The sequence below is a fragment of the Chryseobacterium sp. JK1 genome, assembly GCF_050632815.1.
GTDB lineage: Bacteria > Bacteroidota > Bacteroidia > Flavobacteriales > Weeksellaceae > Chryseobacterium.
The window spans coordinates 1-25,552 of the sequence record NZ_JBODRU010000004.1; the positions used below are offsets into that span (position 1 = coordinate 1).

Below are 25,552 nucleotides of genomic sequence, written 5' to 3' on the forward strand. Positions count from 1 at the left end.
ATTCCGAACACAGAAGTTAAGCCCACCAGCGCCGATGGTACTGCTAACGCGGGAGAGTAGGCCGCCGCCAGTTTTTATTTTATTTTTAAAAAATCCTTTATCTTAACGATAAAGGATTTTTTTTGTTATATATCATACATCCCTTACCTTCCTCTCTTTCTTATACCTAAACACTTCTATACCCATATACTCACGTACTCTTATACCTATACTTATAGCTTATAAGGATCTCAATACTAAGGAATGTGTCGTTTATGATCTGATCTGTTCTTTTTCTTCCCGCTTCTTCCTTGTCTTTACCCTTATTACTGATCGATCTTCCACCAAACTCTCACTCCGTAGGAAGCAAAACCAATATATTACTGGTGCATTAAGGTTTTCTTCAACTAAGACATAGTTATAGCTTCATATAAGCTTGAAAAATACAATTATAGTGTCTTGATCGGAAACTGAGTAACAAGCGTTAAATAAAGCTTATTTAGACTGCGTTAGTTTTATATAAAATCTTATTCAAATACTTCAAGGAATGCTCACAGAAAAACCGCTCCAAAAGAAGCGGCTTATCTATTGTTAATTGGCAGCTACCGTAAAAACTACCTGTGCACTATAGGAAGCAGCAGGAATTGTTACCGACACACCACTTATTTCAAATTGAACATTAATGGCAGAATAAGTAACACTGTTTCCAAGCCCTAGAACACCTGTAAAAGTAATTGTTGATAGAATATTAGATGTTGCCTGAGGAATTTCTATGAAAGCTGTATTCCCTCCATTTATTGTAGCGGTGCATAAAACGCAGACTCCATTTATTATAGCGGTTCCACCACTTCTTTTTGCATATAAATGTAAATTGCTGTTCCAGGTAGTAGGATTGTAGTGCATTGTAATCTTAGCACCGGAACTTGAAAGTAAATTAAGAAAAGAACCGGGTAAAGAACCAGATAATATAGTTGCATTAGTTGCACTCGTATAAGTTCCTGTATAATTATTTCCGGCTTCCGTTATAGCAGGTACGCTCACAGCCCAGCCGCTTCCACTGGCATTAATGGTTTGTGCCCCAATGTAGCTGTTTATTAGTAAAGGGATAATGAATATATATTTTTTTATGTTGCTGTTCATTGTTCAACTTTATTCTGTGATGGTATACACGATGGAAATAGAAGTATTTGTTTGTGCACTTAAAAGTGCATAATTGCTGATAAGTAATGAAATAGTAAGCTGATGACCATTACTGGTTCCATTGCCTGTAAAAGCACCTCCTATGCCACTAATAATAGTAATGGGGCTCGGACTCAGTGTTACTATTCCTGAAGATGTTCCCATTGTACCTCCTCCTGATCCGGTAGCTGCCCCTGCTTGTAGTCGGATGCTTACCCCGGGAATATTTGTATTATTAGTCGCTGCAGTGATCCTTCTTGTTAATCCTCCGGTAGCAATTGCAGAGGTATAGTTGATCCATTTTGATGTATTGGAAGTGGGCGTTGTAAGAGCATTTCCTGCTTCTGTAGGGGCTATAAAGTTTAAGCTAATACTTCCTGCAGGTTCAATATCCATTAAGGTGACTATCGGTAAAGTCATCGTAACAGGAATAGATGCCGTTTGAGCATATATTACAGCAGATAAGATCACGGCTGCAGTTAATAATATGGAACGAATCAAAATCATTTCTTCTTTTTTATTTCATTGTATCCTACCTTTAAGGATTCCTGTTGGTATTTGATTTCTACCTGCTGTTTCACAACATCAATGTTCAACTTTAAGGTTTCTGCAGGCTTTAAGGTAAATTGGAACTTATCAGTTGAGATTTTATAACGCTTATCGAGACCATTTCTATAGACTTTTACCGTCCAGTCACCAGGTCTTAGATAAGTGAAATCAAAGTCTTCTCCTACAACGCATATTTTACGGTAGGTTTGGTCATTGCTCACTGCTTCTACAATAATACTTTCTTTTTTCTTTTTATCTTTCTTATACAGTAAATCTGCAATGTTGGATTGATCTTTGTCCTGCTTTTCGGTGAATTGAATATGACCTTTCAGATTGGCTGCAGTCGTTAACCCGAAGTTGAATATATTATCTTTATTAACTAAAGAAATGGCTGCAGGTAGTGCTAATGTTGGAATATCATTAATCTCAGTAGTTGAGCGATCTATCTCAAGAAAATAATTGCCTGGAATAACATTCTTAAATAAATAGTTCCCGTCTTTATCGGTAATGGATAAATAACTTCCCAACATCAAACGTATCCCTTCTGTTTTCTTTATACCCAGATTTTGGATATTCCCGGACAATGTCACATATTCTGCAATTTTCTGAACCGGAATATTCGGACGCCAGGTGTAGCGCATGGAAAATATAAAATCTTTATTCCCTATTTCACCTCTTTGCAAAGAATACCTTCCCGAAAGATCAAGCTCATTTCCCGGAAATAATTGTTGGTGAAAAAGAACTTCGACCAGATTTCGATCTCTGAAATATTCCTCAGGCATATAATTATTCTGATAGTAAAGGCTTACATTCGTCTTATCAGAAAACCTGCTGAAAATTCTTGCCCCGTAATACAGTATTTTCTGGTTTTGCAACTGATACCTTGATGTAATGGCGTAGCTTCCAAATATGTTGAAAGATGTCCTGAATTTTTGAAAAGAAACGTTAGCCGAATAAAAACTTGAATTTCCATTAAATCCCGTAAGATAATTGTCTGTTTTACCAAATTGCCCGTCTACATTCACCTGAAACATTCCCAACTGCTGGTTGATCGTAACCTTGAAAAAACGCTCATAATAATCAAACTGCCTCGGCTCCAGACGATCTTTATAAGTTTGGTAACCGTTATTAAGGATGATAAAACCGTTTGACAGATACTTATATTGCACTCCATACTGAATGTTTTTTCTGTAAGGAGCAGCTAACAGTAAAGTATCCCGCTGAAAATTTCTGGCATCCTGCATATAATTGGCAAAAACACTTAGCTTTTTGGTAATGTTATAATATATATTCCCATTGAAGGTATTGGTGTTTGTAAAATATCCTGCAAAATCAGGAGTTGCCTTCATATACATTAAGCTTCCGTTGAATTTTTTAAAGATCGCTTCTGCCTGAAGTAAATAAGCTGTTCCATCAGTTTTTTGGGTTGTACTATAGGCGAATTCTCCCGAAAGAGTAATATTTTTTGAAATTTTGAATTTTCCTTTAGCATAAGGAAGATGCGCCTGTGAATCCAGTCTTACATCGCCAAAATTCATTTCGTCTCTTCTAGGATCTTTGTAGAGATATCCGACTGATAATTCCGACTCTTTTCTGATTCTGAATGCAGTATAAATATTAAATTCATCCTTAATATCTCTGAAAAACCGGGGACGATTATAAAATCCTCCCAAGCTGATCCTGTTAAAATTATACCGGACCTCAGCTCCGCGGCCATATCTTGCAAATTCTGTTAAAAAAGAAGAAGAATATGTTTTATCTCCAAGATGAACAAAGAGGTTGTCCCGTTTGTAGTTGATGAAATATTCTTCATATTGTGTGAACGAATTAAACTCAACAGGATTATGAGAAACTGCATGAAATTCCACCTGATTTTTATTATCCTTATCCAATGTTCCTTTACCATAGATTTCACCCTGAAAACCATCATTATAAACTCCCATATTCTGCATGCCGATAAATGATAACGATATCGCAACCGGAAGTCTGTGATAAATATCGTTTTCCACAGGTTTTACCGCTATTACCTGAGTGCTTACATACAGGTCCTGATTTTCTTTCGGGTTATCTTTTGCATATACCGAAAGATTTAGATTTTGAAATTCATTTTGCCTGGTTTCCGGATTGGTTACTTTATGGATCGTAATTATTTTAGACTCATTAGGCCCAAGAATAATAAATGTGTCATCATCCAGTACCGCATTTTTGCTTCCCAAAGTCAGATTTTCTGTTACATTTCCATTATTTTTTAATAGAAAAGTTGAACGTATAGTTTCACCAGCTCTTACAAATTCAGGAGTATTTAATGCGGTAAGTAAGAGTTTTCTGTTTCCGGAAACAACGACTTGTGTTGTTTTTGTAAAAGTTATCGCACTGCTTCGATCGATAACATGTAAAGTGACTGAATAATTCCCTTGTGCCGTTTCAGCAGCAACTCTTAAAGGAACAAGATATACCGAAGTTTCATTGGGAGCAATTTGAAATTCTCCCTGTGCCAAAATAGGAGCAATATTAGGACTGGAAGTAGTGACCGTTATATCATAGATCTTGTTTTCTCCGGAACTATTTTCTAATGTAAAAGGAATAGACGTAGACATTCCCGGTGTTAAGCTATCTTTTTTACTGATCAATCGGTTTGACTGCTTCTGAGAAAAAATAAATACCGGGGATAAGAGGAGGATTGTAAATAATGTCCAGGTTCTAATCATTTTTTACTTCTAATTCCACATTGAGTGCAAAAGCATTTTCCTCTTCGTCTGTGGCCATTATGGTTGCTTTATACTTGTCTGGTGGTACTTTACTGAGATCGATATAAAATGTTTTAGACGTAGAAGGAAGCAATCCCATGGTAATACTGGAAAATGTACCCACTTTTACTCCTGTTTTCCGATTATAGATTTCAATAGTAGCCGTTGGCTTGCAGTAAAGATTTCCATTATTGGCAATTGCAATTTTGGCAGCTTGCTTGCCTTCTTCTTTTTCTACTTTTACACTTTCAAACTTAAGATCCGGTTTAGCTTTATCTCCTTCGTAGTCGGTAATAACCTGAATAGCATATCGTATTATAGACGTAATGCTCACTCCCTGTTTATTATCGCTGGGTTTTATATCATCTACAGGCTCCACAATAATGACACTCCAGTAGCTTCCAGGATCTTTAATTTGGTTCGGAACTGTAATCTCATAGAGTACTTCCGTTTTTTCTTTGCCTTTTAACGTTACTAAATTGGTATTGAATTTAATCCAGTCACCATTTGTTCTTTTATTGGTTTGTAACGTTGCATATTGAGTTGTGCCATCCGCATTGTAGCTGAAATCCTGTAAATACAATTTTACGCTTTGAGGATTGTTACTGGTGTTTTCGATCGCAACTTTCCCTTTATAAACTTTTCCGTTCTCTATTTTATAGGAATGCGTAAGTCCGTTGAGAATCACAATGCCGGCATGTAAAAAGCTGAACTGCAAAATCAGGGTGATCAAAAGAAGAATACGCTTTATCATCATGTAAAGTTTGTCATTAAATTATAGGTAATACAAAAACAGGAAGAAACTGAAATGCAATTTCTCCTTGTTTTTGAAATATAAAATTGAATTTTCTTTTTAAATTCTAATTGTCTGATATTGTATAAGTAACAGTGGCTACTGTTGTCGCTGTAGCTTGTAAGTCTGCATACGCTGCTACTCCTCCAGGGCCACTTCCTGCTGCAAGTGCATACGTAAGATTATGCCCATTATTGGTTCCATTACCAGTATAAGCACTTCCAATACCGGAAATAATAGTTTGGTCGGCAGCACTTAATGTTAATAGGCCCGCAGAAGTTCCTAAAGTTCCTCCTCCAGCTCCTGTTGCTGCAGCCGCAGTGACGTGGATGTCTACTCCCGGAATAATGGCATTTACTTTTACCGTTACATTACGAGTAGGATCCGCAACTGATTTAATGGAAGAATAATTAAGCCATAGTGTTGTATTAGCGGCAGCCGGAATAACAGGATTTCCAGCTTCTGTAGGAGCAGTGAATCCTAATGTGATATTTTTTGTAGCAGAAGGTTCAATGTCTACAAGAGCGACTTCAGGAACAGAAACCGTAATGGTATGGTTGTCTGTATTGGTGTCCTGTGCGCTTACATTTCCAGATAAGGCAACTGCAAATATTGACATTGCAATTGTTAATTTTAGTTTTTTCATGATGGTGATAATTAGTTAAGTGAATATAACAAAATTCAGCTTAATGTGAAAAAAATATATGATATTTTTTATATTGTTGTGTATTTCATGATTGTAAAGGAATATTTTGAATAATAACTCACTATTGGCTATAAAAAAACCTGCACAGCTAGGTACAGGTTTTATCGGTGTTTAGAGACTTTTTATGCCCAGTGTGGATCCGAAACAGAGACTTTTCCGTTTTCAATTCTTCCTGCAAAATGCCATAGATGATCTTCATTAATAATTTTGAGATCATACCAACCTTTATTTTTGCTCAGATCAAGAACTATTTTTTCTTCCGGTTTCCGTAATGTTATACTTTTTTGAGTCTTTCCATACAGATCTTCAATGTGTAGGATATTATTTTCTTTTTTGTTATGATTGAAAATTATTTCAACCTGACTCTTATCTGAATTATTCATTAAACGAACGTCTAGCTCAGGAGTGTTATTCCCTTTGAACTTTCTGAAAAAACCGTTAGGTCCAAATACTTCATAATCATATGCTCCGGTGTGCACATCATGTGACAGCTCCTGCTTGGAGTATAGAGCATAAGAAAAATGATAATTGTTACTGTTGAACTGGGTTCTGTCATAAACTAACAAAGGAACTCCGTTTTCTTTTAAATTGGTCATTCGGATTTTCTCTTTTTCCAGATTGACATGGAAATTATAAGGTAATGGATTAGACGGTTTCAAACCTCGTTCCTGAATATCGAGTAAATTGTCATGGAGCTCATTTTCAGAATACCATTTAAGATTCGGAACCGGTTTGTTTTTAGCAGAATTGATGGTTTTAGCATAATCTTTCTGATTAAGATAATCCATATGCGGAACCTTTACATTCGACGTATTAAAAGCAGATGTCAGATCTCCACATATTGCTCTTCTCCAGTCGCTGATGTTATCTACATGAACATCTTTATTGAATTTTTTCATGATGAATTTTTCCAGAAACTGTAGAACAGAAGTATGGTCTGAAACTTCAGAGTTCACAAAGCCACCTTTCGTCCATGGAGATGCAATAATCATCGGAACCCTATATCCAAGACCTACTGTTCCTTCTACTTTTTCATAGTCTTTCAGGGAGGGATTAGACATATATTCCTGAGATTTGTTTACATACTCAACGCCTTCTTTCCCATTCATATCAACAGGCTGACTAGGATTGACAGGTGGAGCGAAAGGAAGAACATGATCGAAATATCCGTCATTTTCATCGTAATTGATAATGAAGATCGTTTTTTTCCAGGTTTCAGGATCTTTCGTCAATATATTTAAAACCTCAGAAATATACCATGCTCCATACCAAGGTGATCCCGGATGGTCTGAGAAATGCTCAGGAGCTACCAGCCAGGATACCAGCGGAAGTTTCTTCTCTTCTACATCCTTACGGAACTGGAAAAGAACATCTCCCTTAGGAACAACCAGCCTTTCCCCGTTTTCATCTTTTCCTATTTCCAGATTCCAGAATTCAGGATCATTAGCATTGGTAGTGAAAGCCTTTTCATGAAGGTTTTTCTCCTCCTGAGATAGTTTGGAATAATTATCAGGATGGTATTTTACCAGATCTTCACTCAATTCGCCAATCAGATTCTCAAGACGTTCTTTCTCTTTAGGATTTTTTTCAATTTCTTTTTTCAGATAGGCAATAATATTAGGAATATTCTTATAATATCCTTTTGAAAACTTGACATTATATTTTGAAAACCACTCAATCGGATTGTCGGTAAAATTACTTAGCCATGCTTCCTGTTCTCCGGACATTCCTTTGGGAAGACTGATCTCGTTCTGATAAATTCGCCAGGAAACGTTCTGCTGCTCCAGGATCTCCGGAAAACTTTTCCATTTGGCCTGTCTGGCTTTATCATAATCTATATTTTCATTCACAACATTGGCTTTTACTTTGCCATTTTGTTGTTCTCTTAAAGTTCCGGACCAAAGGAATAATCTGTTCGGCGTAGTTCCTGTAAGAGAAGAACAGAAATATTGATCAAATATGGTAAATGCGTCTGCCAGTTGATAATAAAATGGAAGATCTTCACGGTTGTAGTAGCCTAACGTAAGCGGAATATTTTTATAATCTTTATTTCCTGAAGCCTTTGCCTGCAACCACTGATCATACTTTCCTTTGTTCAGAGCATGTTGTTGGTTGTCCCAGGAATGTGGCAGTGAGCTCATCCAGGTAGCCTTTGTATTTCTAAGATCCAGACGGGCTGGTGAAGCATATTTGCCTGTATTTTCCTTTTGAAAAAAAACGGAATGGCCATCCTGTTTTACAAAAGCTCTTTTATCCAAATAACCACGCACTCCTTTGAGGGTTCCAAAAGCATGATCAAATGAACGGTTTTCCTGCATCAGGATCACAACGTGCTCTGCATCATAAAAAGTAGACTGGGCAGCCGGGTCAATAGCCAAAGCTTTTAAAATAGAAGGATGAAGAACGCTTGAAGTTCCCAACCCTGCCAGTAAAATGCTGGATTTTTCTAAAAATTCTCTTCTGTTCATGTTCAATCGTAATAATAAAGAAACCGCAAGTTAATAGGATTTTCCTGCGGTTTCTTTGTTTTATATAAAATTAATCAGATTTCTACTGTAACCACCAAGGTTTAGAGTTAATATTATCATTTCCTCCATATTGGGAAGCTACTGCAGCATTTAAATTTCCACTGTTATAATTGTATTCAGACTGCGGATATCTGAATCTGAATGGTGCTGGTACTCCTGCCTTTAAAGGATAATTTGGATAACCCGTTCTCAGATAATCATAATAGGAAGTCCATTGAGACTGGTGGAACATTGTCATGTATTTTTGCGTCATGATCTTTTCCAGCTGTGTCTGTAAAGGATCTGCATTATTATAAACCACTAAAGGAGTTGCCAGATACTGATTTACATCAAAACCTGCGAAATACTGTCCAGGATTTTTTACATAGGTCTGATAAAAGTTGAAGCTGGCCTTAATAGCATTATCATAGTGTGTTTTTGCCGATCCTGAGATCCATCCTCTGGCGGTGGCTTCAGCCAAAATAAATTCCAGTTCGGAATAGCTTAGTACAGATGCAGGCTCATTGGTAGCATCTTTATAAAAACGATCATTTACCTTTGAAATATTTTTTGCCGTAATCAGGGCTGCGTTGTCGGAATAAGGAGAAGTAGGATTTCCTCCGTTATATGCGGTGAAATCAGTAATGGCTTTTCCAGCTTCTTTTGCCCCTGTAGTTTGTGCAGCAAAAGTAAAGAGACGCGGATCATGCCTGTCTTTAAACATATTGATGAAATAATCTGCCATATATAAACTGGAACCGTATCCACTGTTGTTGAACATGGTGTATCGGCTGTCGGCAGCGTCCGCAAACTTAAGTTCCCCATTATCAGCAACTGAAGTCATTAGAGACTGGCTTCCTACAATAGAGGCAAACTCGTTCGCAATGTTGTAATTTCCTACTTTTGTTTTCTTAGACATCGTGATAAGAATCTTCAAACGGAATGAGTTGATCAGTTTTTTCCATTTTAAAGCATCACCGTTGTACACAATATCACCTTCTACTTTATCATTGGTATTGATAAGATCATTGGCTTCTTTCAATTCTGATAAAATTCCGGACATGATAGCTTCCTGAGTGTCGTATTTTGGCTGTGTAATTCCAGCTTCTCCTTTTGCTGCTTCAGAATAAGGAGCACTTCCCACTTTTAAGCTGATGTTGAAAAAATGATAAGCTCTAAAGAATTTACCGATAGCCTGATAGTTCTTGTTATTGGTTTTCTCTGCTTCCTGCATCATTTTTCCTGTGTTCAGAAGAGCCTTGGTATAGACATCAAAAGAGGCGCTATTCCATTTCATATACTGATAAGGATTTTCACCATCCGTACCAATCATCATTCTTGAAGCATACATATTGTCTCCATCTACCTGAAAAGTATATTTTGAAACGAAAGTCAAAAGATATTTAGGGTCAATACTGGCCTGGTCGTTAGGGTTTTCATTGATCTTATCCAGATTGGACTCACAAGACGTCAATGCCAGTACTCCTGCCAACAGAACCGTTTTTATATTGAACCATTGATTCTTTTTGCCGTTATTACTTTTTGATTTAAGTATATTATTTTTCATTCTATTAACGTACTTTTTAGTTAAAACTTAAGATTAAATCCGATTCCGAACCATCTGCTGGACGGGTCTTGAATATCATTGCTGACATCGCCCTCTCTTCCTGATCTGATTTGGAAGTCCGGATCAGAATAAAGATTTTTGGATTTTTTCCACATAGCCAGATTGTAAGCGGAAATATTGGCGGTGAAACCTTTCACCATTCCTTTAGGATTCAGTAATGATGAGAAATCATATTCCAGAACTACAGACCTCAGCTTAATGAAGGTCCTGTCGAATACGTTCGCAAATTCTTTACTTTCGCTCTCGGTTACCCTTGCCTGGTAGGGATAGTTCTGTGCCCAGTCCTGGAAACTGATAGCCGTGGTGTGAGGCGTATAAAGCCCTGTTGTCGGGTTATAGTTTACACCATCCGGAACGAAGAAATATTTTCCTGGGTTGGCATATTCAAGATCTCTGTAAGCTACAGAATTCGGATGCTTTCCTCCCCACCACATTTTTTCTACTACCTGCGATCTCATAACGCCTCCAATGCTTCCGTCGATTCCGATATTTAAAGAAAGCTTTTTATACTTGAAGGTGTTGTTGAAACCAAAGGTCCAGTCTGGATTGAAGTGTCCTAAATTGCTTGGGTTGTTTGCTCGTGTAGGCATTCCGGATTTAGCATCCAGAATTACTTTCCCATCCGGAGATTTTTGCCATTCGTAATCGTAATAGCTGTCCATTCTTTCTCCCAGTTTGATATTATTATAATTGGACATATTATTATAAATGGAAGTCAGTTTTTGCTCGTAAGTACTCCAGTTAATTAAGGTTTTCCAAGTGAAGTTGGCCGATTTTACAGGAACCAATCCCAAAGAGATTTCAAATCCTTTTGTTGTGTATTCATTACCGTTTACATATTGGGAAAGGAAACCTGATGATTCAGGAGTTGGGAATTCCAGGATGTTGTTATAGTCTAGTGTTCTGAAATACGTTGCATCTAAAGTGATTCTGTTGTTTAGGAACCCAGCACTTAGCCCCAATTCATAAGACTTTGTCTGCTCTGGTTTCAATGTGTTTTCTACATTGAGAATAGTAGGATAGTAATAAGTTGGGTTTCCATTGAAGGAAATTCCTTTATTATTCAAATAATAATTTCTGATAGAATAAGGCTGGAAATCATACGCTACCTTCGCCCATGAAGCAGAAAGTTTCAACATATTGATCGACTCCGGCATTTTTACCAGATTCGAAATCACGGCACTGATGGATGCTGAAGGATAGAAATAAGATCTGTTGGCTTTAGGAAGGGTAGAAGACCAGTCATTACGTCCTGAAACGTTAATGAAAAAAGCATTGTATAATCCGATATCAATTGTAGAATAGGCACTGTATATCAGCTTTTCTTTTAGATAAGCATAATTTTTCAAGGCTCCGATAGAGTTTTCAAAAGAGTAGTACTCAGGAACTTTCAAACCATCGGTAGACCTTTCATTTTTATTGTTTTTATAGTAAAATGTTGAACCTCCGGCATTGATTGTGAAATCGAAATTCTCAGATATTTTTTTCTTATAAGTAGCAAGAACATCATAGTTCATGTTCCATGTTTTCTCATCTTTCAAGATATATCCTCCACTTCTTGGAGCACTATAATTGAAATAAGAATATGGACTTAGAACTTCCGTTTTGCTGTGATTTTCTACAAGCGATATTTTACCTTTTACTGATAAATCTTTTGTGGCTTTGTATTCTAATCCGGTTTGAGCATTGATGATATTGGTTCGGTTCTGATTTTTATAATATTCTGCCCCAAACCATGGGTTGTTGTACCATGCATAGTTCCAGTTGGCCTGTGCTCTTCCTTCCTGTCCGGGAATCCACATGTGGTTTTTAAGAGCTTTTCCGTCTACATCACCTCCCATCCAGATCAGGATGGTGTACATATGTCCACTTGGGTTATAATCGTAGTTGGGAACATTAGGAGTAAAAGCCTGGTTGAAGTTAAACTTCGTATTGAAGATCAATTTATCTCCCAAATGGTTTTCAGAAGAAAAATTTACTCCATATTTCTGTAGGAAAGAATTCGGAACTCTGTCATCGTAATTCATGAAATTTCCTGAGAAACGGTAAATATCTTTATTGTCTCTGTAGCTGATGGCAAAATTATTATTATTAATCACCGCCGGCTTTAAGAATGTACTTAAGTTATCATGATATTTCCAGTCAATCGGAACTCTTTCAAATCTTGATTTGTCATCATACTGAGTACCTGTTACAGCACCGTACCAAGGAACAACCTGTCCTGTCACTTTATCACGGATCGGGCTGTTCCACTGGGCAATCTGTAACCCTGGAACAAATTTTGGCCCCCAGATCATATCTCCATCGTTCACTCCACCATCAGCTCCGTCCCAGAATTCATATTTTCCGTGAGAACCGTTTCCATATTCGGTCTGTGTTTTTGGAAGGTTGGTAAAACCAGCCGTAATCATCGTGTTTTGGGAAAAATCTACAGAAAAACCTTTCTTTTTGGCACTTTTAGTAGTGATCAAGATAGCTCCGTAACGTCCTCTTGAACCATAAAGAGCAGATGCGGTAGCTCCTTTCAGTACGTTAATGTTTTCAATGTTATTCGGGTCCAGATTCTGAAAAACTTCTTTCTCCACAATCACTCCGTCAATTACAAAAACCAGATTGGAGTTTCCTCTCAGGGTAAATTGTGGAGCCTGCTGCATCCCTGTTGGGTTAGAAACATTCAGGCCGGCAACCTGCCCTGAGAATAAGTTTCCAATACTTGGTGTTGTGATGGTTTCAAACTGTTTGGTACCTACTTCCTGGGTAGAGTATCCAATTTTTTCTTTCTTCTTGGCGATTCCTAAAGCGGTAATTACGACGCCTTCAATTTGTTTTTCGTTGGTTTTCTTTAGAACAACCGAATATTGCTTTTTAGAAGAAACCTCAACGGTATAAACAGAAAAATCAGGAGCGAAAAATTCAAGAATGTCTTTAGGGTTGGCAGAGATTGTAAAATTACCATTGTCATCTGTAGTAGCGGTCTTTCCTGTGTTTTTGTCGGTAATGTTCACACCGGAAACACTAGAGCCGTTTTCAGATTTTACATTTCCGGAGATATTGATTTCCTGGGCAGTAAAATAAAGAGGAAGTAAAAAAACGGCAAAAGTAGCTAGAGTTTTCTTCATTTTTTTGAAGGCAAATTTAGCAGTGTACTGTTACCTGTACTTTAATCTTATATTAAAAGAAAAATATGATTTTATTAGTATTTAACAGGGATAATTAATATAAAAGTAAAGCGGAATATAGGGCTTATATAGAGACTTTTGCTTTATTATATAGTATATAAATAGATAAAGTATTCAGTTGCAAAAGTTTAATTTTTCCGGGCCTCAATAAGGTTAAAACTATATCTCCATAAAAAATTCACAGAAGCAGGAATTTAAGGATTTCCCAAAAACATAAGCGACAGATGGAAAATAGAACAGGAAGCTGGAAAAATTTTAAGTATAGTTTGGCTTAAATAACTGATTTTTTTTAAAATCTACTCAAAATTCCCCAATGAATCTTGGTATCATTAAATTTAAAAGGATTTCCGAACTCATTACCATTCGAAAGCTGGAAACTCATCAGGCCAATAGGAATAAAGAAATTGAACCCGAGACCGACACTGTAGAGTTTGGGTTTTACCTGCAGCGATTTGTTATTGAGCTGTCCATATTGCCCAAAGACGTCAAAAAATGCCTGGTTACCAATTAAATACCGGTATTCCAAACTGCCGTAATAGTAATAATCTGCGGCCAGGGAATTCTCATTGAAACCCCGTAAAGAGTTCCAGCCTCCAAAGCGGAACAATTCATTGGTTGAAAACTCCATTTTAGAATCCATCATTCGGCCTTCTCCTTTTATATTGAGGAAATGATTTCCTGAGATATGGTAATTGTGCTCCCCATAGAGATAAAACTGATTCTGGGTGGCTTTGATATTGTCCTTGGTATAAGTGGTCGTTAAAAAATCATAGCCGGCAGAGATCTTTGTTTTGTAAAGAAAAAGATCTATATCTGTAGGTTCTGTCATTTCATACCACACCCCAAGTCCCTGTTTGTTATAATCTTTTCCCTGAACGTATAATGTATCAATAATCGTGGAAGATTCTAAAGTTCCTCTGATCCCGATCTTGTTACGGTTGTTCAGGTGATAATAAAATGCAGGGAGGAATTTCACATTGGCAAACGTAGAATCCTGTCGGTAAATATTAACCTTGGCATTCATTCCCACATTGGATTTGAAGAGGTACGGAATATCCACCTGCAGGTCAAAAGTCTGCCCTTTATCCGGGTTTCTCTGCCAATACAGGTTAACCGTTTCAAAACCATTGAACATATTCCTGAAATTAACATTCATCGTTCCGTTTAGGGTAAATTTGGATGATTTGTCATTTCCAAAACCTATAACCCCGTCAAAGGTATTGGTCTTTTTCTTTTCGAGGAATAAATAAATATTGGTAGAATCTTTGGTAAATAAAGTTTGTGGCTGCCGTTCCAACGTTAAGAAAGGATGGCTCTGAAAATTTTTGTTGATGGCCAGAAGGTTTTTTTCGTCATAATTTTTCCCTTTAAACTCCTTTTCCAGATTTTTAATAAATCGTTTAGGAACTTTTTCGTATCCTTTTACAACAAATCCGTCGATCGTTCTTTTATCGTTCTTATTGATGTCAAGTTCTACAATAGGAAAACCGTTTTTCTGACCTTTATATTTTGATTTAATCCTGCTGAAAGAATAGCCGTCCTCAATATAAATCTTGTTGATACTCTTCTTAGTGGAATCTAAATTTTTCGTGAAAAAATCTTTCCTGATTTTCAGCTTCTGAACAAGAGAATCGGAAAGGTCTACATAGGTTTCGTTAAAATTTTTTCCTTTGTCGTAGAAAATTTCCGTGCTGTCGCCTTTTTTCTTTACATCTTTCAATTGAGTGAAAAAATAGTTGTTTTGAGCCAAAGAGTCCAGAAACTTCACGGCGGAGGTGGAATCTTTTACTTTTTTTCTGACTTTAGTTTCTGTGTCAATCAGCCAATAATGTTTTTTCTGCGCTTGTGTAAAAACGCAGAAGAAAACAAAAAATATTTTTAAAAGTAATTTCAATTTACCATTCTGAATATGAGGAGATCAGCAATCTCAATACAACATGAAAGATTTTTCACCGCATTTCATTCTGTTCAGAATAAAATACACCTTACCAATCAACTAATTTTTATCCAGTTTATTATATTTCTTCATTAAATTCTCATAAGTTCCCTGTGGAAGAATCCATTTTAGAGGAACTCCAATTTTTTGCCCGAATTTACCAAAATAATAATGAGCTTTCCATTTACTTTTCCCTAAAAGAGCTTCAATATACTCAGCTACTTCCAGAGGTTCAGTTCCCGCACCTACATGAGAGTTCATCAGTGCATATACTTTATCGAAAACATTTTTATAAGGCTGAGAAACCTGAGTCATCACTCTGTTATCTGCAATATTGGTTTTGATATCTCCCAAATGAAGAGAGCAAACCTCAATGTTCCAAGGATAAACCTCATATCTCATAGCTTCCGTTACTTTATCCAAGGCTGATTTTGAAGCAGAATAAAAACCACGGAAAGGAAGCCCCATTTCACTTCCAATACTGGATACGTTGATAATTTTTCCCAATTTATTTTCACGCATATTAGGAAGAACGGCGCTCATCATTTGAACGGCTCCTACGAGATTCAGGTTGAAGAGTTTTAAAATATCTTCTTTTGTGGAGTCTTCCACTGCACCAACCATTCCCATTCCGGCATTGTTGATCAGTACGTCAATTCTGGTTTCTGTCTTTAAGACTTCAGCAATGGCATTCAAAACAGCATGATTGTCGGTAACATCAGTGGGGATCGATTGAAAATACTGGCTTTCTGTGTGTTTTCGGCTTAATCCGTAAACTTTGTGCCCTTTTTTACCAAAATATTCGGCCAAAGCAAATCCAATTCCTGATGAGGTTCCTGTAATGATAATGGTCATTTAATTCGTTCAGTTTTATAATGTTATCAATTCTTCAGAGCTTCCGTAATCCGTTTTTAATATCCGGAAATTCTGTAAAATCTATTTTCAGCAAATGTAAAAAAAGAATAATGAAGTCTCTATATATATTATTCCTTAATGTGAATAAGATCCGGAAAGGAAGTATTTGAACAAATGAAGTAAGAACGTTTATGAAATCATTTTAAACTTAAAGCAAAGTTAATATCTCAAATATTGTAAAAATGAGATAAATGATTACTTTAATTGTTTATGATTTTGATAATGAGTTATTTATGTTTGTGTTTTTAATGAGGGTGATTTAAAAAAGCTAAAATTTCTTAATAAAAACATAAGGAAATCTTAATGAGTTGAGAAAAGAGCTGTTCTAATTTTGCATCTAATCAAAATGGATGGCATGAATGTATTTAAAGTCCCTGTCTCAGTAACTTATTTAACGGGTAGGGTATTACTTATTGGGGCAATTTCAGCTTCACCTATGTTCCTTTCTCAGAAAAAAGACAGTTTGAAAGAAAAATCCATCGACGAGGTTGTTGTGGTTGGATATGGAACTCAGAAAAAAAGTAAAGTGTCCGGCGCTGTTACAGAAGCTTCACTGGATAAACTTACTTCCAGATCTCTATCCGGTGTAGGAGAAGTACTTCAGGGTAAAGCTCCCGGAGTAACAGTAGTGAACGAAGGTGGAGATCCCAATGGTACCCCAAAAGTGAATATTCGTGGCTTAGGGGGAATCAACGGAGAGACTCCTCTGTATGTTGTAGATGGCGTGGTTTTTAACGGAACCCCTTCTATCAACCCAAATGATATCCAGGATATCTCTGTACTGAAAGATGCATCGGCAGCCATTTATGGAGCAAGATCTTCAGGAGGTGTTATTCTTATAACCACTAAAAGAGGGAAAAAGGGAAATCTTACCGTAGATTTTGATATGAAATATGGCTTGAATCAGGCATGGAGACTGAAAGAGTCTTTAAATGCTGCTGAATTTCAGGATGTGATGTACAAAGCCTATGAAAATGCAGGCAAATTGGGAAGCTTACCAATCGCTTTTAATCCCACTCTATATCCGGATGGAAGAATTACCAGAACAGATTGGATGAAAGAAATCTTCCGTACAGGAAGTATTCAGGAATACAACATGAACCTCAGCGGTGGAAGTGAAAAATCCAGATATTTTGTAGGAATGAACCACAGAAATCTGGAAGGGATTTTATTAAATACTCAGGCCAAACGATATAATTTCAGAGTGAACTCTGAACATAAAATAAAAGACTGGTTAACCATTGGAGAGAATATGTATTATAACTATTCCGATGGAAATACAGCAGATACTAAAAGTGGTTATACAGGTGCTCTTGTAGCAGCGATGTATTATCCACCAAATGTTCCGGTATATACCCCTTCGGGAGCGTTCTCCGGATTGCCTATCGATGTGGCAGGAGGTTATGGAGATATGATCAACCCTGTGGCGTATCTTAAAAGAATCAGTATCCGAAATCCTACTCATGAAATTTTGATCAATCCTTATGTAGAAGTTACACTGGCGAAAGATTTAAAATTCCGTTCCAACTTCTCACAAACGTTTAGAATTGGAGATATTAAAAACTTTACATACAGAGTTCTGGAGGTTGGGAAAATTTTCGATACCAACAATTTAGAATATCAATCTAACAACTCTTCCACAGCTCTTGCAGAACAGTTACTTACCTACAAAATTACTGCAGGACAACATAATTTTGACTTCCTGGGAGGTTTTACTTTCCAGAAAACCATTGAAGAAGGATTTTCAGCAAAGGCTTATGATTTCAGAAGTGAAGCCGAGGTTTTTCAGCATCTTCAGAATGCGGCAGATACCAATAAAGATGTTTCCAGCTACAGATATCAACAGGCATTGGTTTCTTACCTTGCCAGAGTAAACTATGACTATGCCGGTAAATATATCATTAGTGTATTAGGAAGACGTGATGGTTCTTCACTGGTGGCAAAACAAAACAGATTTGCTAATTATTATGCTGTTTCCGGAGCCTGGGTGGTTTCAAAAGAAAACTTTATGCAGGATATTTCATGGATTTCGAATTTGAAATTGAGAGGAAGTTATGGTATTCTGGGGAACCTTGGAGGAATTTCACCTCAGGCAGTTAACCCTTTAATGACAAGAGATAATAACGTTATTTTCGGACAGGATCCTTCTCAGAATATTGCATATTATGCAACCACTCGTCCCAATCCCGATTTGAAGTGGGGAAAATCTGAGCAGACCGACTTTGGGGTAGATGCATCATTCCTTCATAACAGTCTTTCCTTACAGTTTGATTATTTCGTGAAGAACTCCAAAGATCAGATCTTTAACGTTAGTTTACCAAGTACCGCAACTTACAATAACCAATATGTAAATGCAGGATTATTCCAGGATAAAGGGTATGAATTGGGAATCAATTATAACAACAGAGGGAATGAAGATTTTACCTATTCTATCGGAGCAACTTTTAGTCAACTAAAAAATACGGTAAAGCAACTTGCTGATGTAGATGAAATATTTATTAATGATAATGGAGTAAGGGGAGTATTGAAACCAACCCGCGTAAAAGTAGGTGATGCTCTTTATTCTTATTATGGTTATAAGACAGGAGGGATTTTCCAGACTCAGGAGGAGATCAATAATTATAAAGATGCCAATGGAACCCTTATTCAGCCCAATGCAAAACCTGGAGATATAAAATTCCTTAAGAAAGACGGAAATACAGGAGTTCTCAACAATAATGACTTCGTAAATCTTGGAAGCCCTTATCCAAAATTCTCCTATGGATTCTCTTACAATATGACATGGAAAAACTTTGACCTCAACGTATTCTTCCAGGGAGTATATGGAAATAAAATATTCAACGGATTGAAATTTATTTCTTTAAATCCGGGTGGAACAGGGCAAAACTATAATATGGACAGAGATATCCTCAATGCCTGGACTCCTCAGAACACCAATACGGATATTCCAAGACTGGTACATGGTGACCCAAGCGGAAACTACTCAAAAGTATCGGATTTCTATGTGGAAGATGGATCTTACTTAAGACTGAAGAACCTTACCATCGGTTATTCGTTACCAAAAGAATTGTACAGAAAACTTGATGTAAATAAAGTGAGAATCTATGTAACCTCCAATAATCTGTTTACAATTACCAAATATACAGGTTTCGATCCTGAAGTAGGAATGAATTCTTACGGGGTAGATACCGGTAGATATCCTCAGGCCCGATCATTTATTTTCGGAGTAGAGGTAGGATTATAATTTAAAAAAAACATCAAAAAGTAAAGAAATGAAACTATTTAATAAAATATTTTTAATCTCAGGAATCTCCGTAATGCTTCTATCATGTACAGGAGAGCTGGATGTTCAACCGGAAGGAACGCCTACAGAAGCAAGTTTCTGGAAAACCGAAAATGACCTGATCACAGGAGCTAACGCAATGTATAAACCCTTATTTGATGGTGAATTTTATGGGAGAGGTCTTTTCTGGTTTATCAATGCCAGTGATGATATGGTAACCGGAAGAGCAAAAAGTGAAGCCGATAATGCTAAAAATTTCAGCAGTAATTATATTGCTGCAGGAGATTTGGAAACCCAATGGAATAAAAGATATAACGTCATAGGCGTTGCCAATAGAGTGATTAGAAGTGTTGATAATATCCAGACTTCACAGGCCACTAAAAATAAATATCTGGGAGAAGCTCTTTTTATGAGCAGCAGAATGTACTTTGAATTGGCATACAGCTACGGAAATGAGAAAGCCGGAGTTCCCATTATCGACCGTTCAAAAGAACCAGACCCGAATCCAATTCCAAGAGCAGCGAATGTTACAGAAAACTACAATTATATCGTAAACGATCTGAAAAGAGCAGCTGATTTATTACCTACTCAGGCAGAACTGCCTGCAAAGGATTATGGAAGACCTCACAAGGCAGCAGCATGGGCGCTTTTGGCAAAAGTATACCTTTTTATGAAAGACTGGAAAAATGCTGAATTCTGGGCTAATGAAGTAATGACTAAAGGAAACAGAAGCCTTATGACCAATTTTGCAGATGTTTTCAAAGCTGAAAATAACTACGGTTCAGAATACATATGGTCACTTCCGGGAACCCCTAAATTTACAGCTTGGGGAAGCATCCTTCCGGGTGTAATGCTTGAAAACAAAGGTTGGGGAGAATATAATGGCTGGGGATACTTCCAACCGACTAAAGAATTGTATGACGAATATGAAACCGGAGATCTTAGAAGAAGCGCTTCTATCCTTAAAATAGGAGATAAATTTACCTTCAACGGAAAAGAAAGAACGTATGCTTCTACCAACTCTCTTACCGGATATCAGTTCAACAAATATATGGATGCCTTCAAATATCAGCTGAATAGCGGACACGTAAGTGCGAATGGAGATTATCCTTGTACAGATCTTGCTGTTCCCATCATGCGTTATGCTGAGGTAATCCTTATCAAAGCAGAAGCCTTACTGATGCAGGGAAAATCTGCCGATCAGGAAATCAATATGATCAGAACCCGCGCCGGGCTTACTCCTAAAAACGGATGTACAATGGCTGATCTGAAACACGAAAGACGTTGTGAGCTGGCTGGCGAATGGGCAGACAGACACAGAGATCTTGTACGTTGGGGAGATGCACAGGCTGCATATGCAAAACCACTGCATGGTATCAACGGACAGGTCGTTTGGGCATCAAGAAACTTTAATCCAGCTGTACATAATGTTTGGGCAGTTCCACAGGCTGAAATCGTAAACAGTCACGGGATCATTAAACAAAATGAAGGCTGGTAAAATTTAATCTTATATATTATCCACTATATCATTGCAGAAGTTTCTGTGGTGATATAGTTTTTTCACAGGTATTATGAAACTATCAAAAATTTGGGCTGTAGTAGCCTTGGCGGTCTTTTCTCAAAATAAGGCACAGAATTATTTAAATTATACAGTAGGGAATGCCCATTCTCATAATGATTATATGCAGGAGGTTCCTTTCTGGCAGGCTTATTATGCTAATTTTGGGTCTATAGAAGCAGATGTTTTCCTGGTAAAGGGTAAACTGTGGGTTGCCCATACAGAAAAAGAACTTTCGGCAGACAGAACTTTGGAAAACCTGTATCTTGATAATATCTCAAAACAGATTAAGCTGAACAAAGGAAATATCTATCCTGATGCCGGCAAAAAACTGCAGTTACTGATTGATATCAAACAGGATTACAAAACTTCGCTGGCAGCTTTGGTAAGCATATTGAAGAAATATCCTGAAATTACAGGAAATTCGAATATTAAAATAGTGATCACCGGAGGGAGACCTCAACCTGCAGATTTTAAAAACTATCCGAATTATCTTTACTTTGACGGAGACCTTGAAAAAAACTATGCTCCTGATCAGTTGAAAAGAATTGGAATGTTCAGTGCAGATTTACCCGATCTGGTAAAATGGAACGGAAAAGGTATTCCAAGAGATGAAGAAACTGAAAAAATAAAAAAAGCAGTAGAAAAGGCACACACTCAGCAAAAACCGATGAGGTTCTACGGAGCTCCTGACTTTCCTAATGCCTGGGTGAATTTAATGGATATGGGGGTGGATTATATCAACACAGATCATATTCCTGATCTTAAAAAATTCATGAATACCATTCCGAAAAATTTTTATAAAAACACAAAAGAATATAGTACTTATACACCAACCTATAAAACAGATGGAGTCCGCAAAAAAGTGAAAAACGTAATCCTTCTGATCCCGGACGGAACTTCTTTACCACAATATTATGCTGCTTTTACTGCGAATAAAGGGAAACTCAATGTTTTCAATATGAAAGCCAGCGGACTTTCCAAGACCAATTCATCTAATGCCTATATTACAGACTCCGCGCCGGGGTCAACTGCATTTGCTACAGGTGTGAAAACTAAAAATACTTTTGTGGGGGTTGATAATATGGGAAAAGCTTTAGCTCAGATTCCTGATATGATTGCAGAAAAAGGAATGGTTTCCGGATTGATTTCCACTGGAGACGTTACCGATGCCACTCCTGCAGATTTCTATGCCCATTCTGATAACAGAAACAGTTCAGAACCCATTTTGAAAGATTTCACAACTTCGAAAACTAAGATTTTAATGGGTGGACCTACAAGTGGTTTATCTCAGGAAAACCTACAGAAGTTTAAGGATTCGAAAATAGATTTGTTCCATGATTTGAAATCCGTTGATAAAATTAATAACCGCACCGTGATTATCGATCCTTTAGCATCACAAAGAATAACCAATGGAAGAGGAAACTGGCTTGCGGATGCTTTTGATCTTACTTTAAACAATTTAAAAGAGAACAAAAAAGGATTCTTCATGATGATAGAAGCTTCCCAAACCGATGGAGGAGGGCACAGTAATAATATGGAACAGCTTGTTACCGAACTGTTGGATTTTGATCATGTCGTAGGAAAGGCTATGAAGTTTGCCGATGAAAATAAAGAAACACTTGTCATTGTCGTTGGAGACCATGAAACCGGAGGACTTACCCTTTTGGATGGAAGTCTTAAAGATGGCTGGGTTTTTGGAAACTTTAGCACGAATGATCATACTTCTATTCCGTCAAGTGTTTTTGCTTACGGACCCAATTCCGGTGAGTTTACAGGTTTGTTTGAAAATACCGAGATCTTCAACAAAATAATGACCGCTTACGGAATCCAGAAATAAATAACTTTCAATACTTTTACTTTTACTAAGAAGGCTGTTTCAAATCTGAAACGGTCTTTTTATTTAAAATTTCCGCAATCATCTATGCCCATCCGTGTCATCCGCGGTTAAAAAGAATAATTCAGATAATTCACACCACAAAAAGCAGTTTTTAACATTCTCTTCAAAAAAGCCATTCCAGTTTTAAAACAATTTCTATTTAAAATTTCCACAATCATCTGTGTCCATCCGTGTCATCTGCGGTTAGAAAAAACAATTAAGGCCGCTTCCCAAAGGAAACAGCCCTACTGAATATATCTAACAACTATTGAATTAGAAATTGGTTTTCACAATCAGCTCAGACAATTCTGCATTTACAAAATCAATCGGCATAATACCAAAGTTTCCTCTAGTGTTGCTCTGAAAGAAAGTTTTAAGCCTAGGATTGATATTATTAGAAACAGTCGGAATACTTGGAATCCCAAAAATTCCCGGTTTATAACCACTGGTGAAATTGACAAAAAGTTTATTGCTAGTATCGTTTTTAGCTTCATTAAGGAGATTTGAGATACCGTTCCATTTGTCATCATTGTTGGTTACTTTATAATAATCCTGAACTTTCAGCTGTGCTCCCGGATTATTGATCTCAAACGTAGTATTATCAGCCCATGAAGTAGCATTGATTCCCTTTGCAGCATTTGCAGAAAATCGTCTTAATAATTTAATTTTTCCTCTAACCTCTCCTAGATTAGGAATATTGGTAGCTAAATCCCATTTTGAAGGATTCTTCTGCACATAAGAATCAAAAGTGCTTTCAAAACTTCTGGTGGTATTGGATGCATCATATTCTTCTTTTACAGACATAACGATGGTTTCAGAAGGGTGACTTTGAAGAAAAGCATAACAGGCATTCAATACATCATCAAAATTTAAATTCTGATAGATAGCACCATGATGAATGGCAAAAGCATTATCAATATGTCTGCAACGGATATCCAGAAAACGGACTCCTGCATTCAGTTGTTCTGCAATGCTGAGGTTTTGAGTTTTAGCCGTACCTGATACAACAGGGGCATCTACACGTGCTCCGGAATCATGAGTTCCGGGAATTGAGATTTTTGAAATGGATATATTATCCTGTAATCCGGCCATCCAGCTGTTCATTTCAATAGGAACCAGTGAAGCTTTCAATGTTGATTTCCCTAAAGAAGTTCCCGTTGTCTGGTTAGAATCTCTTTCCATAATGCTGTCATTAGAACAGGAAAAGAAAAGACTTGCTGTGGCAATACCAAGAGTAATGGCAGTGATTTGTCTCATGCTTTGTTTGAACATAGTTTATCGTATTTTTTATTTGAACTTAAAAATAAGAATATATCAAACGAAGAGGAGTTAATTTAACTTTAAGAGATAATTAAGTTGATTTAAAATAAGAAATTTAGAAGAACAGGCTGAAAAAAAGAAAATTATGACTATATAAATGAAAATGTGGTAATCTGAAATTCAAATTACCACATTTATATATTACTTAAATTAATGGGGTCAGGATGCTTTCAAGATCTTCCCAGAACATTGGGTAAGATTTTTCTACGACATCCTCTTCCTCAATATTCAATTCTTTGATTAGACAGAACGGGGCAAAACTCATTGCCATTCTGTGGTCCTGATAAGTTTTGATGGAAATATTTTCTTCAGGTTCACCAAAACGTACTGAATCAATCGTTAGATCTGTAATTTCTGTTTCTGTGCCCAGTTTTTTCAATTCATTGTATAAAGCAAGAAGTCGGTCTGTTTCCTTTACTCTTAAGGTTCCCAGTCCTGAAATTTCAAAAGGAATTTTTAAGGCAGCAGCTGTTACACAAAGAGTTTGAGCGATATCCGGACAATTATTCATATCCAGAACAATTTTTTCCGGGAAAACAAAATCTGGCTTAGGTTCCAAAGTCAGTTGATGCTCATCTTCATTGAAGGTGGTTGTAATTCCAAAGAATTTCTCATAGATGTTTGCAATGGCAGAATCCCCTTGAGTGGACTCTTTGTAAAAGCTTTTCAAACGAATCGTTTCTCTTCCCAATGCACAGATTGAATAGAAGTAAGAGGCCGAACTCCAGTCGCTTTCCACCTCATAGTGTACTGCTTCAGAATTCTGTTCAGGATGGAAAGGCTCTACTTTAATTATATTTCCTTCAAAGCTGCTTTTGATCCCAAATTTTGTCAGAATATCCAACGTCATTTCAATATAAGACCTGGAAGTAACCTCTCCCACAAGATGGATTTCCAGTCCGTTTTCCAGTTTTCCTGCAATAAGAAGAAGAGAGGTGATAAACTGGCTTGAAATATTGGCGGGAACATGTACCGAAGTTTGGGTGATTTTTCTTCCAATAATTTTTAAAGGAGGAAATCCTTCGTTTTCCAGATATTCAATCTCCACTCCAAGATCTTTTAAAGCATTTACCAGATTCTTGATCGGTCTTTCTTTCATTCTTCCTGAACCCGTAAGTACAGTCGTTTTCCCCTCTTGAATAGAGTAATAAGACGTAAGGAAACGCATGGCTGTTCCTGCATGGTGAATATCCACCACATCAGTATTCTCAGAAAGTGCTTTTTTCAGTAGTTGCGTATCTTGAGAGTTGGATAGATTTCCTATTTTAATATTGCTGAACAGACTTTCCAGAATCAATAAACGATTCGAAATACTCTTCGAACCGCTGATTTGTACTGTTTTATTTCCGATTAATGTTGATTTTTCTAGCTTCTTCATTATTATCTACATTATAT

Annotated in this window: 15 protein-coding genes and 1 rRNA gene; 4 read left to right on the forward strand and 12 right to left on the reverse strand. The window is 37.0% G+C overall.

What is annotated here, in order from left to right; translation table 11 throughout:
• Positions 1-73 (forward strand): 5S ribosomal RNA (gene rrf / locus ACQ76T_RS18960); the annotation flags it as partial.
• Between the two features lie 497 nt (positions 74-570).
• Here the strand turns inward: rrf and ACQ76T_RS18965 are convergent.
• From ACQ76T_RS18965 to ACQ76T_RS19010, 10 genes are all read right to left on the reverse strand, one after another.
• The gene (locus ACQ76T_RS18965; protein ID WP_431344823.1) at positions 571-1,119 is read right to left on the reverse strand and encodes a hypothetical protein; all 549 of its coding nucleotides are present in this window, start codon (positions 1,117-1,119) and stop codon (positions 571-573) included.
• Positions 1,120-1,128: 9 nt separating this feature from the next.
• A complete protein-coding gene (locus ACQ76T_RS18970) occupies positions 1,129-1,665 on the reverse strand; it encodes a hypothetical protein (protein WP_431344824.1) in 537 nt (178 codons plus the stop codon).
• The gene (locus ACQ76T_RS18975) at positions 1,662-4,415 is read right to left on the reverse strand and encodes a hypothetical protein (RefSeq protein ID WP_431344825.1); all 2,754 of its coding nucleotides are present in this window, start codon (positions 4,413-4,415) and stop codon (positions 1,662-1,664) included. The genes ACQ76T_RS18970 and ACQ76T_RS18975 overlap by 4 nt, the downstream gene beginning before the upstream one ends.
• Positions 4,408-5,211, reverse strand: coding sequence for a WxL protein host-binding domain-containing protein (locus ACQ76T_RS18980; protein WP_431344826.1), 804 nt, complete (start codon positions 5,209-5,211; stop codon positions 4,408-4,410). Before ACQ76T_RS18980 ends, ACQ76T_RS18975 begins: the two co-directional genes overlap by 8 nt.
• Before the next feature lie 103 nt (positions 5,212-5,314).
• Positions 5,315-5,893, reverse strand: coding sequence for a hypothetical protein (locus tag ACQ76T_RS18985; RefSeq protein ID WP_431344827.1), 579 nt, complete (start codon positions 5,891-5,893; stop codon positions 5,315-5,317).
• Positions 5,894-6,075: 182 nt separating this feature from the next.
• Complete coding sequence (locus tag ACQ76T_RS18990) at positions 6,076-8,421, reverse strand: phosphocholine-specific phospholipase C (protein WP_431344828.1); 2,346 nt, start codon at positions 8,419-8,421, stop codon at positions 6,076-6,078.
• Positions 8,422-8,503: 82 nt separating this feature from the next.
• Positions 8,504-10,027, reverse strand: coding sequence for a SusD/RagB family nutrient-binding outer membrane lipoprotein (locus ACQ76T_RS18995; RefSeq protein ID WP_431344829.1), 1,524 nt, complete (start codon positions 10,025-10,027; stop codon positions 8,504-8,506).
• A gap of 20 nt (positions 10,028-10,047) precedes the next feature.
• Positions 10,048-13,206 (reverse strand): SusC/RagA family TonB-linked outer membrane protein, encoded by a 3,159-nt coding sequence (locus ACQ76T_RS19000; protein WP_431344830.1) that lies wholly within the window; start codon positions 13,204-13,206, stop codon positions 10,048-10,050.
• Between the two features lie 349 nt (positions 13,207-13,555).
• Positions 13,556-15,160, reverse strand: a complete 1,605-nt coding sequence (locus ACQ76T_RS19005) for an autotransporter assembly complex protein TamA (protein WP_431344831.1) — start codon at positions 15,158-15,160, stop codon at positions 13,556-13,558.
• A 102-nt stretch (positions 15,161-15,262) separates the two neighbouring features.
• A complete protein-coding gene (locus tag ACQ76T_RS19010) occupies positions 15,263-16,057 on the reverse strand; it encodes an SDR family oxidoreductase (RefSeq protein WP_431344832.1) in 795 nt (264 codons plus the stop codon).
• Positions 16,058-16,472: 415 nt separating this feature from the next.
• Between ACQ76T_RS19010 and ACQ76T_RS19015 the strand changes: the two genes are divergently transcribed.
• The 3 genes from ACQ76T_RS19015 (at position 16,473) to ACQ76T_RS19025 (ending at position 22,798) form a co-directional block, all read left to right on the forward strand.
• Complete coding sequence (locus tag ACQ76T_RS19015) at positions 16,473-19,361, forward strand: SusC/RagA family TonB-linked outer membrane protein (RefSeq protein WP_431344833.1); 2,889 nt, start codon at positions 16,473-16,475, stop codon at positions 19,359-19,361.
• A 28-nt stretch (positions 19,362-19,389) separates the two neighbouring features.
• Entirely contained in the window at positions 19,390-20,898 is a 1,509-nt protein-coding gene (locus tag ACQ76T_RS19020) for a RagB/SusD family nutrient uptake outer membrane protein (RefSeq protein WP_431344834.1), read from the forward strand.
• Positions 20,899-20,971: 73 nt separating this feature from the next.
• On the forward strand, positions 20,972-22,798 hold the full coding sequence (locus ACQ76T_RS19025; RefSeq protein ID WP_431344835.1) for an alkaline phosphatase: 1,827 nt from the start codon (positions 20,972-20,974) through the stop codon (positions 22,796-22,798).
• 312 nt (positions 22,799-23,110) lie between these two features.
• Here ACQ76T_RS19025 and ACQ76T_RS19030 read toward each other — a convergent pair whose 3' ends face one another.
• Positions 23,111-24,109 (reverse strand): phosphatidylinositol-specific phospholipase C, encoded by a 999-nt coding sequence (locus ACQ76T_RS19030; protein WP_431344836.1) that lies wholly within the window; start codon positions 24,107-24,109, stop codon positions 23,111-23,113.
• A 193-nt stretch (positions 24,110-24,302) separates the two neighbouring features.
• Positions 24,303-25,535 (reverse strand): 3-phosphoshikimate 1-carboxyvinyltransferase, encoded by a 1,233-nt coding sequence (locus ACQ76T_RS19035; protein ID WP_431344837.1) that lies wholly within the window; start codon positions 25,533-25,535, stop codon positions 24,303-24,305.
• Positions 25,536-25,552: the final 17 nt, after the last annotated feature.

Bases quoted from the DNA above. Each gene is read 5' to 3' on its own strand.
- ACQ76T_RS18980 (WP_431344826.1), bottom strand. From the start codon at position 5,211: ATGATGATAAAGCGTATTCTTCTTTTGATCACCCTGATTTTGCAGTTC.
- ACQ76T_RS19035 (WP_431344837.1), bottom strand. From the start codon at position 25,535: ATGAAGAAGCTAGAAAAATCAACATTAATCGGAAATAAAACAGTACAA.
- ACQ76T_RS18970 (WP_431344824.1), bottom strand. From the start codon at position 1,665: ATGATTTTGATTCGTTCCATATTATTAACTGCAGCCGTGATCTTATCT.
- ACQ76T_RS18995 (WP_431344829.1), bottom strand. From the start codon at position 10,027: ATGAAAAATAATATACTTAAATCAAAAAGTAATAACGGCAAAAAGAAT.
- ACQ76T_RS19000 (WP_431344830.1), bottom strand. From the start codon at position 13,206: ATGAAGAAAACTCTAGCTACTTTTGCCGTTTTTTTACTTCCTCTTTAT.
- ACQ76T_RS19015 (WP_431344833.1), top strand. From the start codon at position 16,473: ATGAATGTATTTAAAGTCCCTGTCTCAGTAACTTATTTAACGGGTAGG.
- ACQ76T_RS18975 (WP_431344825.1), bottom strand. From the start codon at position 4,415: ATGATTAGAACCTGGACATTATTTACAATCCTCCTCTTATCCCCGGTA.
- ACQ76T_RS18965 (WP_431344823.1), bottom strand. From the start codon at position 1,119: ATGAACAGCAACATAAAAAAATATATATTCATTATCCCTTTACTAATA.
- ACQ76T_RS19020 (WP_431344834.1), top strand. From the start codon at position 19,390: ATGAAACTATTTAATAAAATATTTTTAATCTCAGGAATCTCCGTAATG.
- ACQ76T_RS18985 (WP_431344827.1), bottom strand. From the start codon at position 5,893: ATGAAAAAACTAAAATTAACAATTGCAATGTCAATATTTGCAGTTGCC.
- ACQ76T_RS19010 (WP_431344832.1), bottom strand. From the start codon at position 16,057: ATGACCATTATCATTACAGGAACCTCATCAGGAATTGGATTTGCTTTG.
- ACQ76T_RS19025 (WP_431344835.1), top strand. From the start codon at position 20,972: ATGAAACTATCAAAAATTTGGGCTGTAGTAGCCTTGGCGGTCTTTTCT.
- ACQ76T_RS19030 (WP_431344836.1), bottom strand. From the start codon at position 24,109: ATGTTCAAACAAAGCATGAGACAAATCACTGCCATTACTCTTGGTATT.
- ACQ76T_RS18990 (WP_431344828.1), bottom strand. From the start codon at position 8,421: ATGAACAGAAGAGAATTTTTAGAAAAATCCAGCATTTTACTGGCAGGG.